10 protein-coding genes are annotated in these 13,371 nt (G+C 64.2%); 6 read left to right on the top strand and 4 right to left on the bottom strand.

Annotated features, from left to right (window positions below):
- Nucleotides 1-174: 174 nt before the first annotated feature.
- Both ACQY4Y_RS22070 and ACQY4Y_RS22075 read left to right on the top strand, forming a co-directional pair.
- On the top strand, nucleotides 175-1,716 hold the full coding sequence (locus ACQY4Y_RS22070; protein WP_428492719.1) for an acetolactate synthase large subunit: 1,542 nt from the start codon (nucleotides 175-177) through the stop codon (nucleotides 1,714-1,716).
- 149 nt (nucleotides 1,717-1,865) lie between these two features.
- Complete coding sequence (locus ACQY4Y_RS22075) at nucleotides 1,866-2,231, top strand: BrnA antitoxin family protein (RefSeq protein WP_428492720.1); 366 nt, start codon at nucleotides 1,866-1,868, stop codon at nucleotides 2,229-2,231.
- A 184-nt stretch (nucleotides 2,232-2,415) separates the two neighbouring features.
- Here ACQY4Y_RS22075 and ACQY4Y_RS22080 read toward each other — a convergent pair whose 3' ends face one another.
- The 4 genes from ACQY4Y_RS22080 to ispH all read right to left on the bottom strand — a co-directional run bounded on the left by ACQY4Y_RS22080 (nucleotide 2,416) and on the right by ispH (nucleotide 7,107).
- Nucleotides 2,416-3,705, bottom strand: a complete 1,290-nt coding sequence (locus ACQY4Y_RS22080) for a hypothetical protein (RefSeq protein WP_428492721.1) — start codon at nucleotides 3,703-3,705, stop codon at nucleotides 2,416-2,418.
- Between the two features lie 669 nt (nucleotides 3,706-4,374).
- Entirely contained in the window at nucleotides 4,375-4,665 is a 291-nt protein-coding gene (locus ACQY4Y_RS22085; RefSeq protein ID WP_428492722.1) for a BrnA antitoxin family protein, read from the bottom strand.
- A 196-nt stretch (nucleotides 4,666-4,861) separates the two neighbouring features.
- Nucleotides 4,862-6,040 carry an adenosyl-hopene transferase HpnH gene (hpnH, locus tag ACQY4Y_RS22090; RefSeq protein WP_428492723.1) on the bottom strand — a complete coding sequence of 393 codons (1,179 nt, stop codon included), beginning with the start codon at nucleotides 6,038-6,040 and terminating at the stop codon, nucleotides 4,862-4,864.
- A gap of 110 nt (nucleotides 6,041-6,150) precedes the next feature.
- Nucleotides 6,151-7,107, bottom strand: coding sequence for a 4-hydroxy-3-methylbut-2-enyl diphosphate reductase (ispH, locus tag ACQY4Y_RS22095; RefSeq protein ID WP_428492724.1), 957 nt, complete (start codon nucleotides 7,105-7,107; stop codon nucleotides 6,151-6,153).
- Nucleotides 7,108-7,481: 374 nt separating this feature from the next.
- On the opposite strand from ispH, the gene ACQY4Y_RS22100 reads away from it, so the two are divergent.
- The 4 genes from ACQY4Y_RS22100 to hpnJ all read left to right on the top strand — a co-directional run bounded on the left by ACQY4Y_RS22100 (nucleotide 7,482) and on the right by hpnJ (nucleotide 13,346).
- Entirely contained in the window at nucleotides 7,482-8,375 is an 894-nt protein-coding gene (locus ACQY4Y_RS22100; protein WP_428492725.1) for a polyprenyl synthetase family protein, read from the top strand.
- 51 nt (nucleotides 8,376-8,426) lie between these two features.
- Nucleotides 8,427-10,442 (top strand): 1-deoxy-D-xylulose-5-phosphate synthase, encoded by a 2,016-nt coding sequence (gene dxs, locus ACQY4Y_RS22105; protein WP_428492726.1) that lies wholly within the window; start codon nucleotides 8,427-8,429, stop codon nucleotides 10,440-10,442.
- Between the two features lie 97 nt (nucleotides 10,443-10,539).
- A complete protein-coding gene (locus ACQY4Y_RS22110; RefSeq protein ID WP_428492727.1) occupies nucleotides 10,540-11,889 on the top strand; it encodes a glycosyltransferase in 1,350 nt (449 codons plus the stop codon).
- Nucleotides 11,890-11,918: 29 nt separating this feature from the next.
- Entirely contained in the window at nucleotides 11,919-13,346 is a 1,428-nt protein-coding gene (gene hpnJ / locus ACQY4Y_RS22115; protein ID WP_428492728.1) for a hopanoid biosynthesis associated radical SAM protein HpnJ, read from the top strand.
- Nucleotides 13,347-13,371: the final 25 nt, after the last annotated feature.

Consider the following 13,371-nt stretch of genomic DNA (forward strand, 5'->3'; position numbering starts at 1 on the left):
GCAGGGCCAATTCGTAGATTCCAGTGCGCGCCGGTGGGGACGCGGTTAGCGGTGACGCGGCGTATCCACGGCGGCCATCTGTCGCTCTGGTCAAGATATGACAAAACGAGTACAGGTCCGGGTTTGCTGCGGCCGGTGCTCGATGCCCGAGCCTTGACCGAGGGAGAGCTCTGGATGAACGGCGCCGAGAGCTTGGTGCATTCGCTGCTGAAAAGTGGCGTGACGACGTGTTTTTCCAACCCAGGCACGTCGGAGATGCATTTCGTCGCGGCACTGGACCGGGTGCCTGGCATGCACTGCGTGCTTGGCCTGTTCGAGGGGGTGGTGACTGGGGCGGCGGACGGCTATGCCCGAATGGCGGGCAAGCCGGCGGCGACGCTGCTGCACTGCGGTCCGGGCCTCGGCAACGGGTTGGCCAACCTGCACAATGCCAGACGCGCCGCCACGCCGATTGTCAATATCGTCGGCGATCAGGCGACCTATCACCGGCCGCTGGATCCGCCGTTGACGGCGGACACAGAGGGCTGGGCGCGTGGCGTGTCGGGCTGGGTGCGGACCTCGATGGATGCCGGTTCGGTGGGGGCCGATGCGGCGGCGGCGGTGCAGGTCTCGATGATCGCGCCGGGGCAGATCGCGACGCTGATCCTGCCGTCTGACAGCTCTTGGAACGACGGCGGCGTGGTGGCCGAGGCGCTGCCCCGGCTGGCCGCGCCGGCGGCGGCGCCGCAGCAGATCGAGCAGGCGGCCAACGTGTTGCGGCGCGGCGGCGCGGGGGTGGTGCTGCTGCTGGGCGGGGTCGGGCTGCACGAGGATGGGTTGGCGCTGGCGCATCGGATCCAGGCCGCTACCGGGTGCCGGGTGATGGCGCAGGGGTCGAATGCGCGGATGGCGCACGGCCAGGGCCGGCTGGCGGTGGAGCGGGTGCCCTATGTCGTCGATCTGGCGGTCAAGGCGATGGCGGGGACCAAGCAACTGATCCTGGCGGGATCGCGCAAGCCGATTACTTTTTTTGCCTATCCGGGGAAGGTGCAGAGCTCGGTGCCCGGCGAGGCCGAGATCCAGGTTCTGTCGCGTCCGGAACAGGACGGTGTCGAAGCGCTGGCGCGGCTGGCCGACGCGCTGGGCTGTGGCCGTGCCGCGGCGCCGGACAATGGCGGCCGGCCCGAGGTCGGGCGCGGGGCGCTGACGCCCGGGGCGGTGGCCGCCGCGCTTGGGGCGCTGATGCCGGAGCATGCGGTGATCGCCGACGAATCGGTGACGTTCGGGCGCGATTTCCTTGCCGCCACCAAGGGCGCGCCGCCGCATGACTGGTTGAACGTGACCGGGGGCGCGATTGGCGGCGGGATGCCGATGGCGACCGGTGCGGCGATCGGCGCGCCGGGCCGGCGCGTGATCAATCTGCAGGCGGACGGGTCGGCGATGTATACGATGCAGGCGCTATGGACTCAGGCGCGGGAGAAGCTCGACGTCACCACGGTTCTGCTGTCGAATCGGAAATACCAGATCCTGCTGGGTGAGCTGGCCAATGTGGGTGCCAATCCGGGTCGAACCGCGCTCGATATGATGGATATCGGCAATCCCGATATCAATTGGCCGGCGCTGGCCGGGTCGATGGGGGTGGAGGCGGCGAGCACCGACACGGTCGAGGGTTTCGCCGATCTTTTGACGCATTCGCTGAAGCGGTCAGGGCCGTTCCTGATCGAATTGCTGATCTGAGGGACGCGATTGGACCGTTGCTGGGAAGACACGGCCGCGTTCAATGACGGCTTGACCGTAGCGACAGGCGTGTACATAATCGAGTTGAACTTACCCGATGGGTTTGATCGCTCTGGATCCAACCAGGTCGATATGATGGGAGGAATAAGATGGCCAAGGCAAACCGTAGCGCAAACGGACATCCCAAGCCGCGCCGAGCGCAGGCGGGCAAGGCTCGGACGCGCGTTGAACCGACGAAGGCGACTGGGCGGGCGGCTGGCGATACGCAGCGTGCGGGTTGGGCGACCGACCTGGTGTTTGACGTGCGGGAGCCAAAGCTGGCGGTCAGCTTGCGGTTGGACGCGGACGTGCTGCGTTTCTTCCGCGGATTCGGGGCGGGCTACCAGACGCGGATCAACGAGGTGCTGAAGGCGTTCATGCAGGCCCGCGCTGGCGCCGAGTCCGTCGGCCAGGCGGTCGCGGGTGCGCGGGCTTCGCGCGCCTCGGCCGGCAACGGCAAGCGAGCCGCGCGCTAGACATTCCGGGGAGGTCCACCGCTGCAATATGCGGCGGACACCGGTATCGCAGCAAAGGATGGTTTCAAAACATTTGTGCGTTTGTGCAGCGACCGTGCCGGCGGATGCCACAAGCGTCCGGTCAAACGTGATTTTCGGCAATGGTCGAGGCCAGCTTCATGGTAGGTGCGGTGGAGTATCACCGTCAGACAAAATGTATTCTTGATTCCGCAATGTGCGATACACCGATCAAATCGATCCCCTGCGCTTGGGTGCCGAATGTCAACTTGGTTCCAGCGTTGCCATCCGAGGCTTGGTGAAACGATCCTTGCAACGACTTATCCACTGTCAGAGTGTCGAATCTTCTGGAGAAGTTGCTGGCCGTCAGCAGGCCGTCACCGGCGTGGTACACCAGCGAATCCGCTCCCGATCCCAGATTCAGGGTCAATGCGCCAGGGCCGGCGGTGAATGTATTGGTTCCTGAATCGACCGTAATGGAGGCAGGCCCGGTCGCGCCGCTAACAGTGAGCGCGGTCGGGTTGATGAAGTGCATATTCGTAGAGCCCGAACCTAGTTGCAGAGTCTCTGATGAGATCGCTGTGGACGTAACGCTATCGATCCCGGCGGACACGGTTTGAGATACGACCCCGGTGCCGATGGTTGTTGTGGACGAGCCCGAACTGATGATCGGGACCCGAGCACTGGTGCCGTGGCTATCCGCGGCGGTTAGAGCGGCCGCGGTCTGGGGCGGTGGCGGTGGCGGTGGTGACGAGGCGTTGTGAGCGGCGAACACCTGCTGGAGCGCGGGGTCGCTGGACAATGCGGTATCACCATCCTGAACGCCCCAACTGTACGCGAAATCGAAAGCGGGGCTTGGTATATATTGTCCCCATGTCGAGAGGATTGTTTGCTCCTGGGCGGTGGTCGGCAGGGTCCAGGACGAGTATCCACCTCCGCCAAATGCCTGATAGACTGGCACGATATCGGCTTGAGGCACGCCCTCTGCTTCGACCGCCTGCACTGCGGCACCAATGGTATTATAGTTTGCGCCATTGAATTCGGGTCGAACCGGATAAGGGTCCAGACCAAATAGATCGATGTCGGTGTTGGCGGGATTGAAGGCGAAAGATGGCGTCAGCGCCGAACCGTTGTTCTCCAGCACCATGAATGTCTTGGCACCCGGATCGACCGAATGAATGTAATCTGATTCGGCTTTGAGGTTGGCTGCGCTTACGTTGGGCCCAGGCTCATCGGCCAGATAGAAGCCGTAAACTTTCGGATTGCCAATATATTGGTTGACGGCGCTCATGAACGAACTGGTCGCGCCGCTGGTTGTGCCTAGCCAAACGAGTCCTTTGACGCCGGCTGGAAGTTCGTTCAATTGATAAGTTTCCCCGACGTCGGCCAGGTTGAACCCGACACTAGCAGGCGAGTAGGTCGTTCCATTGAAGTTGCCATTCGGTGCGTAGTGGAGATCGGTTTGAGGGGCGTTCATGGAGGTCTCCGATTTTGTTATTATATAGTAATGGAATAGATTGGCCTTCTGGTTCGATCACTCAATGATTCGATCGCCGGGTTAGGTGAGTGCGACGCCGGTATTCGGGCGCCAAGCGGTGTTGTTTTGATCAGAGTATGGTTGCCACTGTGCGAAAGCGTGGCTGCAGAAATCGTGACCAGGTCAAACTTCCATATTGGGGAAGACCCAGTCAACAGGAAACCGCAATGAATGTTTATTCTCGGGGTCTGCTGACAGAAGTGTTCAATTAGCCAGCGGCTACCCTGACTTCATAACCTGGATTTGTCGCGAAAATTTTGACGAACAGGCCTTCAAGTTGAGCAAGAACACGTTTCGCGGGATGCGAATTTTATCGCATCAAGGTCTGCGGTAGCAAAGCGCCATTGATTCGGTGGGTCGTCAGTTCGAGGCTGAAGGGAAGCGCCCGTTGATCGGCAAGGGGGAGTGGACGCAGGGCGAGGTCAATAAGCGTCTCATCGGTGCCGGGAGGCCCAATCGGCGCCCGGCGGCCTGACCTACTGGGGCGTCTTATTTGGCTGACTCAATTTAACGCCAAAACCGACGCGCAGGTCATAGGAACTCCCTAGAGTGACTACCCCGAGCTGCCGGGGATCTCTGATGCGACGCGCGCGCAAGGGCTGACAGGCTTCACCCAGGCTTCACGGTTTCCGCGGGCGACTGCTCCCGCATTTGCACCGCCACCCAGGCTCGCAGGACGCTGGCCATCGCCGATTGCCAGTCGGCATGTCTGGCCTTGAACCAGGCGACGGTTTCGGCATCAAGGTTCAAGCGAAGGTCGCTCTGGCGTCGTTGTGGCCAGTCGGGCAGTTCGGTGGCAATTTCTCCCGTCGGGCGGTTCGGCGTGACGCCGAGGTAGGTCCGCAGCAGGGTCTCGTCGTCGAGGTTCTCGGCGTCCTCATCCGGTTCGTCTGAAATCATCTGGATCGAATTGCTTTGCTGTAATCGAGCGCTGAAATCGTTCTGAGGCTACTTTGCGAACACGTTGGTCGTAAGCCCGGTGAGGACGCCGAGCGACAACCTAGCCGATATTGGTTAACAATTCGCTAAATGACGGCCGAATAGCTGGCCGGCGCCAGGACGGGCGCGTGGGGTGGCGCTTTGGGGTTAGCGGCTTTCAGTCGGCGGCGTCGGCGACTTCCTCGGTAGGCTTCTTGCCGGCGCGGATACGTTTAACGGCCGTTTCGACATGGCGGCTGAAGACGTATTCGGCGGGGCGCTGTTTTGCCATCGAGACATCGGGCGCCATCGGCCCTTCGGTGCGGATGCCGCGCATGGCCTGCGCCGCGGCGCGCCAGGGCTTGCGCACAGTTTCGGCGACCGCGCTGGCCTCGTATCCGGAATGCACCATGCAGTCGGCGCATTTCTCGTAGTTGCCGGTGCCATACTTGTCCCAGTCGGTGGTTTGCATCAGTTCCTTGAAGGTCTTGGCGTAGCCTTCACCGAGCAGGTAGCAGGGCCGCTGCCAGCCGAAATAGGTGCGGGTCGGGTTGCCCCAGGGCGTGCAGTGGAAGGTCTGGTTGCCGGCCAGGAAGTCGAGGAACATCGACGACTGGTTGAACGACCACTTCTTGCGCGCGCTCCCCTGCCCCTTCCCGTGCCCCTGGCCCTGGCGGCGGAAGATGCCGCGAAACAGTTCCTTGGTCTTGGCGCGGTTGAGGAAGTGCTGCTGATCGGGGGCGCGTTCGTAAGCATAGCCGGGGGACACCGAGATGCCGTCCACTCCCATGTCCATGACGTCGTCGAAGAACGCGGCGACCTTGGCGGGTTCGGCGTTGTTGAACAGCGTCGCGTTGATGATGGTGCGGAAGCCGCGGCGCTTGGATTCGGCGATCGCGGCGACGGCGCGGTCGTAGACCCCGTCCTGGCAGACCGAGATGTCGTGCTCGGTGCGCCCGCCATCGAGATGCACCGACCAGGAGAACCATTTCGATGGCTGGAACAGGTCCATCTTCTTTTCCAGCAGAAGCGCGTTGGTGCAGACGATGACGAACTTGCGGCGCGCGATCGCGCCTTGCACGATCTGGTCAATTTCCTTGTGCAGCAGCGGCTCGCCACCGGCGATCACCACCACCGGGGCACCGCATTCTTCGACCGCCTGCATGCAATCATCGACCGAAAGGCGCTGGTTGAGGATCTCGGGCGGGTAGTCGATCTTGCCACAGCCGGCGCAGGCCAGGTTGCAGCGGAACAGCGGCTCCAGCATCAGCACCAGCGGATAGCGCTTGCGACCGATCAGATGTTGTTTGACGACATAGGCGCCGACGCGCAGGGCCTGGTTCAGGGGAACGGTCATGGTCTGCTGGTTTCCTTATGCGTCCGCTGATGTCGCAAGGCTGACGTTCGCCACATTGGCGAAACCCCAACCCTGCGACACCAGCTGTTTGTTCTGTTTGTTCGCATGATTCACGCGCTCCGCGCGTTTTGCTCAGCGCGATCAAGTTCAAGTTCGGCGGGGAAGCGGAACCGGACATCCTCGGCGACGCCCCCTTGGGTGGACACTTCGATGGTGCCGAACCGGCGCAGGCCGTCCAGCACGCCCTGCACCAAGGTCTCCGGGGCGGAGGCGCCGGCGGTGACGCCGACCGAGGTGATGTCCTTGAACCACTCGGCTTGCAGGGCGTCGGCATCGTCGATCAGGTAGGAAGGTTTGCCAAGTTCCTGGCCGATTTCGCGCAGGCGGTTGGAATTGGAGGAATTGCACGAGCCGACCACGAGGATCATGTCGACGCAATGGGCCAGGTCGCGGACCGCCTGCTGGCGGTTCTGGGTGGCGTAGCAGATATCGCGCACGTCCGGACCGACGATGGTGGGAAACCGCGCCGACAAGGCCTGAATGATGCCGCGGGTGTCGTCCACCGACAGGGTCGTCTGGGTGATGTAGGCCAGCTTGTCGGGATCCTTGACGTTGAGCAGGGCTACGTCCTCTACGGTCTGAACCAAGTGTACTTTGGCGGGCACCTGGCCGATGGTTCCCTCGACCTCGGCATGGCCGGCATGTCCCACGAGCACGAGTTCGCGGTCCTGGCGGGCGTAGCGGCGACCTTCATTGTGCACCTTGGCGACCAGTGGGCAGGTCGCGTCGATCACCGGCAGGCCGCGTTCGGCGGCTGCGGCCTCGACTCGCTTGGCAACGCCGTGGGCGGAGAACACAGTCATCGAGCCGGGCGGGATTTCGTCGAGTTCGTCGACGAACACGGCGCCGCGGGTGCGCAGATCCTCCACCACGTGGCGATTGTGCACGATCTCGTGACGGACATAGATCGGCGGGCCGTATTTTTTCAGCGCGCGTTCGACGATTTCGATAGCCCGTTCCACCCCGGCACAGAAGCCACGGGGCTGGGCAAGGACGACGCGGATCATTCAGCTACTCTCCGTAGGTGGCACCGGGTCGGCGCGACATTGATTGACCGACGCGGGGCTTGGCCGGCCCGGGATATGGCAGGTCGGTCGTTGGGCTGCAACGCCGCCAAACCCCGACGATGGCCGGGCGGCGCGAACCGGCCGCGTGGCGCATGGGCTCGCCTGGGCGGTCTCGCACCGGCCGAGCGGCCCGGTTGGCGGGCCGGGGGGCGGATGACGGGGCTGAACACAACGGCGTGGCAAATTGGCAACAACGGCAAGGATCGCGCGCGGGTCGGCATGCGCAACGTCGTCTGACGTGTTATCGGCAAAAAAATCGGCTCCCGTCCGGCGGGGCCCCGGTCGCGAGGCTGCGTGTGGCGTCTGATAGTTCCATGGCATTGATCGATCTACCGCGCGAGATGGCGCGCGTCGCGGCCACCGTGGAGCAGGCGCTGGATGTCCTGTTGCCGCCGGTGGAGGGCGCCGAGGGACGCCTGGCCGAGGCGATGCGGTATGCCGCGTTGGGTGGCGGCAAGCGGTTGCGGGCGTTCCTGGTGATGGAAACCGCCGCGCTGTTCGGTGTGAACGAGACCTGCGCCGCCCGAGTCGCGGCCTCGGTGGAGATGCTGCACGCCTATTCGCTGGTGCATGACGACCTGCCGGCGATGGACGATGACGACTTGCGGCGTGGCAAGCCGAGCACACATAGGGCGTTCGATGACGCGACCGCAATCTTGGCCGGCGACGCGTTGCAGTGTCGCGCGTTCGAGATTTTGGCGGAGCCGGACACTCACTCCGATCCTCAGGCTCGTTGCGAACTGGTGTCGGCGCTGGGTGCCGCGGCCGGTGCGCGCGGCATGGCAGGCGGACAGATGATCGACATGATAACCGAAGGGCATGATCTGGACGCGCCGGCGGTGACTAGATTGCAGGCGCTGAAGACCGGTCGGCTGATCCAATACAGTGCCGAGTGCGGCGGAATTCTTGGCCGGGCGACGTCGGCCCAGCGGCATCTGCTGGCGGCCTATGGGCGTGACCTGGGGGCGGCGTTCCAGATCGCCGACGATGTTCTGGATGTGGAAGGCGACGCGGCGGAGCTTGGCAAGACCGCCGGCAAGGACGCCGCCGTGGGCAAGGCAACCATGGTTGCAGTTCTGGGTTTGGAGTTGGCTCGGTCCCATGCCGACATGCTGTCCCGGCAGGCAGCGGCGCATCTTGATGAATTCGGCGGCCGAGCCACGAACCTGAGGGCCTTGGCGGGTTTTGTAATCGAGCGACGCAGCTAGGGGCGCGGCAAGGCAAGAACAGGCGCAGCTAAGCAAGAAACAGGAGAATTGATGAGCCCGATCACCACGCCGTTACTCGACCGCGTTCGCCACCCGGCCGACATGCGCAATTTCTCGATCGAGCAGTTGCGGCAACTGGCCGATGAGCTGCGGGCCGAGACTGTGGACACGGTGTCCGTGACCGGCGGGCATCTTGGCGCTTCGCTTGGAGTGGTGGAGCTGACGGTGGCGATCCACGCGATTTTCGACACACCGCGCGATCGGTTGTTGTGGGATGTCGGGCACCAGGCCTATCCGCACAAGATCCTGACTGGGCGGCGCGACCGGATCCGCACGCTGCGTCAGGGTGGCGGGCTGTCGGGGTTCACCAAGCGATCGGAGAGTGAGTACGACCCGTTCGGGGCGGCGCATTCCTCGACGTCGATCTCGGCGGGGCTTGGCATGGCGGTGGCGCGCGACCTGAAATCGGCGGCGTGCGCGCCGGTGACCGAGGATGGCGAAGCCGCTCGGTCGGTGGCGGACGACCGCAACGTGATCTGCGTCATCGGTGACGGAGCGATGAGCGCGGGCATGGCGTATGAGGCGATGAACAACGCCGGGGCGCTGAAATCGCGGCTGATCGTGATCCTGAACGATAACGACATGTCGATTGCCCCGCCGGTGGGGGCGATGAGCGCCTATTTGTCGCGGCTGATGTCGTCGCGCAGCTTTCTGTCGCTGCGCGAACTGGCCGGGCGGATGGCCAGGCGGTTTCCGCGCGGGATCGAGCGGACGGCGCGACGGGCGGAGGAATATGCCAGGGGGATCCTGACTGGCGGGACGTTGTTCGAGGAGATGGGGTTCTACTACGTCGGACCGATCGACGGGCATAACCTCGATCATTTGCTGCCTGTGCTGCGCAATGTGCGTGAGGCCGAGGAGACCGGGCCGATTCTGGTGCATGCGATCACCCAGAAGGGCAAGGGTTACGAGCCGGCTGAGCGGTCGCCGGACAAGTATCACGGGGTGTCCAAGTTCAACGTGATCACCGGCGAGCAGGCCAAGGCGCCGCCGGGGCCGCCGGGCTACACCAAGGTGTTCGCCGAGGCGCTGATCGCCGAGGCGAAGCGGGACCCGACGGTGGTGGCGATTACCGCGGCGATGCCGTCGGGCACCGGGCTGGACCGCTTCGGCAAGATGTTTCCGGACCGCTGCTTCGACGTGGGGATCGCGGAGCAGCACGCGGTGACGTTTGCCGCCGGAATGGCGACGGAGGGGATGAAGCCGTTCTGCGCGATCTACTCGACCTTCCTGCAACGGGCCTACGATCAGATCGTGCATGACGTCGCGCTGCAATCGCTGCCGGTGCGCTTCGCGATGGACCGGGCGGGCTATGTCGGTGCTGACGGCGCGACCCATGCCGGCAGCTTCGACCTGTCGTATCTGGGGTGCCTGCCGAACATGGTGATCATGGCGCCGTCGGACGAGGCGGAGTTGGTGCATGTGGTGGCGACCGCGGTCACCATCGGCGATCGGCCCAGTGCGTTCCGCTATCCGCGCGGTGAGGGCACCGGCGTGGCGTTGCCCAAGATCGGCGAGGTGCTGGCGCTGGGCAAGGGTCGGGTGCTGCGCGAAGGCAAGAACATTGCCATCCTGTCGCTGGGCACTCGGCTGGGCGATGCGCTGAAGGCGGCGGACGAACTGGCCGCGCGCGGCTTTCCGACGACGGTCGCCGATGCGCGGTTTGCGAAACCGATAGACACCGTATTGGTCGAACAGTTGGCGCGCAATCACGAGGTCCTGATCACGATCGAGGAAGCTTCCATTGGCGGCTTTAGCGCCCAGGTTATGCAGCACCTGGCCTGGAAGGGCCTGCTGGATTCCGGGTTGAAGATTAGGCCTATGGTGATGCCGGACTGGTTCATCGATCACGACTCACAGACCAAGCAATTGATCGCGGCCGGGCTGTCGGCCAAGGACATCGTGTCGGCGGCGCTGTCGGCGATGGGCATCGCGGCGCCGAAGGTCGGATCGTCGAAAGTCGGATCGTCGAAGGTCGGGTCGTCGAAGGTCGGCACTTCAGGATGATAACGCCCAGGGCAATGATTCGGGCAATGATTCGGCCCGCGCTCGACCCGTTGCTGACCGCCGGCGGGACGGGCGGCGCGCTGGGGGGATGATGGCGATGCTGGCTGGGGTGGCCGCGGTGCTGGCCGGCATTGGCCTGGCCGAGGCGTTGGTCGGGTCCCGGCTGGTAACGTCGTTCGCGCGCCAGAGCGGAGGAGCCGATCCGATAGTCCGGCCGCCGGTGACTTTGCTGAAGCCGCTGCATGGGGATGAGCCGCTGCTGGCCGAGGCGCTGGCCACGTTGTGCCGGCAGGATTATCCGAGCTGGCAGATCGTGTTCGGGGTGCAGGATGCGACCGATTCGGCGATCGGCGTGGTGCGCCGGCTACAGGCGCGGTTTCCCAGCCTGGACATCGATTTGGTGATCGATCCGACTTTGCATGGGCGTAATCGCAAGGTGGGCAACCTGATCAACATGATTTCGGCGGCGCGTCATGACGTGCTGGTGATAGCCGATGCCGACGTGCATGTCCGATCGGACTACCTGAACCGGCTGGTGGCGGCATTGGAACGGCCGGGGGTGGGTTTGGTGACCACTCTATACGCCGGATTGCCGGCTGCCGTGGCCCGGGGTTCGGCGTCGGGATCCGGGGTGCGACCGGCCCCCTGCCCCGATGCCGCACGGCGGCCCAGGACGGATGATACGGCGGTGGCGGGAGGCCGGGCGATCGGTCTGGCCGCCCGGTTGGGTGCCATGCAGATCACTCATGGCTTCCTGCCGAGTGCGCTGGTGGCGCGGGCGTTGGGGCGGCAGGATTGCCTTGGCGCGACGATGTGCCTGCGACGGCGCGATCTGGAAAGCATCGGCGGGCTGCACGCGCTGGTGGAGCATTTGGCCGACGACAACGTGCTGGGGCGGCGGATCAATGGCCTTGGGTCCAGCGTGGTGCTGGCCGACACGGTGGCGCTGACCACGGTGCCGGAGTCCAGCTTTGGTGCGCTGTTCCGCCATGAGTTGCGCTGGGCGCGCACGATCCGGGCGTTGGAACCGGCGGGTTTCGCGGCCTCGGTGATCCAGTATCCGTTGGTCTGGGCGCTGTTGACGGTGCTGCTGAGTGGCGGGGCGGCCTGGTCGGTGGGTTGTTTCCTGCTGGCCTGGATGCTGCGGGCCGTCGCGGCGCTGAGCGTCGACCGAGCACTGGCGCCGTTATGGAGGACCAGGCAGGCGTGGTCGTCGGGGCAGGCGTGGTCGGGGCAGGCGTCGTCGGGGCAGGCGTGGTCGGGGGGGAACGACCAGGCCGCGGTTGCGTTTTGTTGCCCGATCTGGCTTCTGCCTTTGCGCGACGTATTTTCCGTCGCGGTGATGGCGGCGAGCTATGGTGGCCGCAAGGTTCACTGGCGCGGTCACGGCCTGCACGCCGACACGCCACCGCCGCCGGCCCACCAATCCGTGACACTTCGGCTGTGATCGCCGCCGATCGAGGGAATCCGCGTGATATGATGAAGACCCTGTTCCTGCACCCGCCCTCGTTCGATGGTTTCGACGGTGGTGCCGGGTCCCGCTACCAGGCCAAGCGGGAGATCAAGTCGTTCTGGTTCCCGACCTGGCTGGCTCAGCCGGCGGCGCTGGTGCCGGGCAGCAAGCTGATCGACGCGCCGCCGGCGCGGATCGGGCTGGAGGCGATCGCGCGGCAGGCGGGTGATTACGAATTGTGCGTGATGCACACCTCGACGCCGTCGTTCGCGTCCGATGTTAAGGTGGCCGAGGCGCTGAAGGTGGCCAACCCAGGCCTGAAGATCGGCTTCGTCGGCGCCAAGGTCGCGGTACAGCCGGCGGAAAGCCTGGCCCAGGGCGGGGTGATCGATTTCGTCGCGCGCAACGAGTTCGACTTCACCATCAAGGAGATTGCCGAGGGTCGCGACTGGGCATCGGTGGACGGCATTTCCTGGCGCAACCCGACCGGGGTCATCGTTCACAACAAGGATCGGGCGATCCTTGAGGACATGGACCAGCTTCCGTTCGTCACCGAGGTCTATCATCGCGACCTGCGGATCGAGGACTACTTCATCGGCTACCTGCTGCACCCGTATGTGTCGTTGTACAGCGGCCGCGGCTGCAAATCGCATTGCAGCTTCTGCCTGTGGCCGCAGACCGTCGGCGGTCATCGCTACCGGGTGCGCTCTCCGGAACATGTTGCCGAGGAAATTCGCCAGGCCAAGGTGCGGTTCCCGCAGGTCAGGGAATTTTTCTTCGACGACGACACCTTCACCGACAACCTGCCGCGCGCCGAGGCGATCGCGCGCGAATTGGGCAAGATGGGAGTCACCTGGTCGTGCAACGCCAAGGCGAACGTGCCGCGGGCGACGCTGGAGGTGTTGAAGGACAACGGCCTGCGTTTGCTTCTGGTGGGCTATGAGAGCGGTAATCAGCAGATCTTGTACAACATCAAGAAGGGCATGCGGATCGAGGTTGCCCGCAAGTTCACCCAGGACTGCCATGACCTTGGGATCAAGATCCACGGCACCTTCATCCTGGGCCTGCCGGGGGAGACCCAGGCCACGATCGAGGAGACCATTCGATTTGCCACGGATATCAATCCGCACACCATTCAGGTCTCGCTCGCCGCGCCTTATCCCGGGACCTTGCTGTACAAGCAGGCGGTTGAGAATGGCTGGCTGGACGCGGACCATGCCGAACTGGTGGACGAGAGCGGGGTGCAGATCGCCCCTCTGCACTATGAGCATTTGTCGCATACCGAGATCTTCGACAACGTAGAGACGTTTTATAAGCGGTTCTATTTTCGGGCGCCGAAGATCGCTTCCATCGTCGGCGAGATGGTGCGCAGCCCGCAGATGATGAAGCGGCGGCTGCGCGAGGGGGTGGAGTTCTTCCAGTTCCTGCGGGAGCGGCACCAGACGGTCTGAGGCGAATGGGCGGCGCCGGATCGTT

Origin of the sequence: Rhodopila sp. (assembly GCF_965277165.1) — a bacterium.
Classification (GTDB): domain Bacteria; phylum Pseudomonadota; class Alphaproteobacteria; order Acetobacterales; family Acetobacteraceae; genus Rhodopila.

Coding starts and splice junctions, on each gene's coding strand:
- ACQY4Y_RS22070 (WP_428492719.1), top strand. CDS start 175: ATGAACGGCGCCGAGAGCTTGGTGCATTCGCTGCTGAAAAGTGGCGTG.
- ispH (WP_428492724.1), bottom strand. CDS start 7,107: ATGATCCGCGTCGTCCTTGCCCAGCCCCGTGGCTTCTGTGCCGGGGTG.
- hpnJ (WP_428492728.1), top strand. CDS start 11,919: ATGATGAAGACCCTGTTCCTGCACCCGCCCTCGTTCGATGGTTTCGAC.
- dxs (WP_428492726.1), top strand. CDS start 8,427: ATGAGCCCGATCACCACGCCGTTACTCGACCGCGTTCGCCACCCGGCC.
- hpnH (WP_428492723.1), bottom strand. CDS start 6,040: ATGACCGTTCCCCTGAACCAGGCCCTGCGCGTCGGCGCCTATGTCGTC.
- ACQY4Y_RS22075 (WP_428492720.1), top strand. CDS start 1,866: ATGGCCAAGGCAAACCGTAGCGCAAACGGACATCCCAAGCCGCGCCGA.
- ACQY4Y_RS22085 (WP_428492722.1), bottom strand. CDS start 4,665: ATGATTTCAGACGAACCGGATGAGGACGCCGAGAACCTCGACGACGAG.
- ACQY4Y_RS22080 (WP_428492721.1), bottom strand. CDS start 3,705: ATGAACGCCCCTCAAACCGATCTCCACTACGCACCGAATGGCAACTTC.
- ACQY4Y_RS22100 (WP_428492725.1), top strand. CDS start 7,482: ATGGCATTGATCGATCTACCGCGCGAGATGGCGCGCGTCGCGGCCACC.
- ACQY4Y_RS22110 (WP_428492727.1), top strand. CDS start 10,540: ATGCTGGCTGGGGTGGCCGCGGTGCTGGCCGGCATTGGCCTGGCCGAG.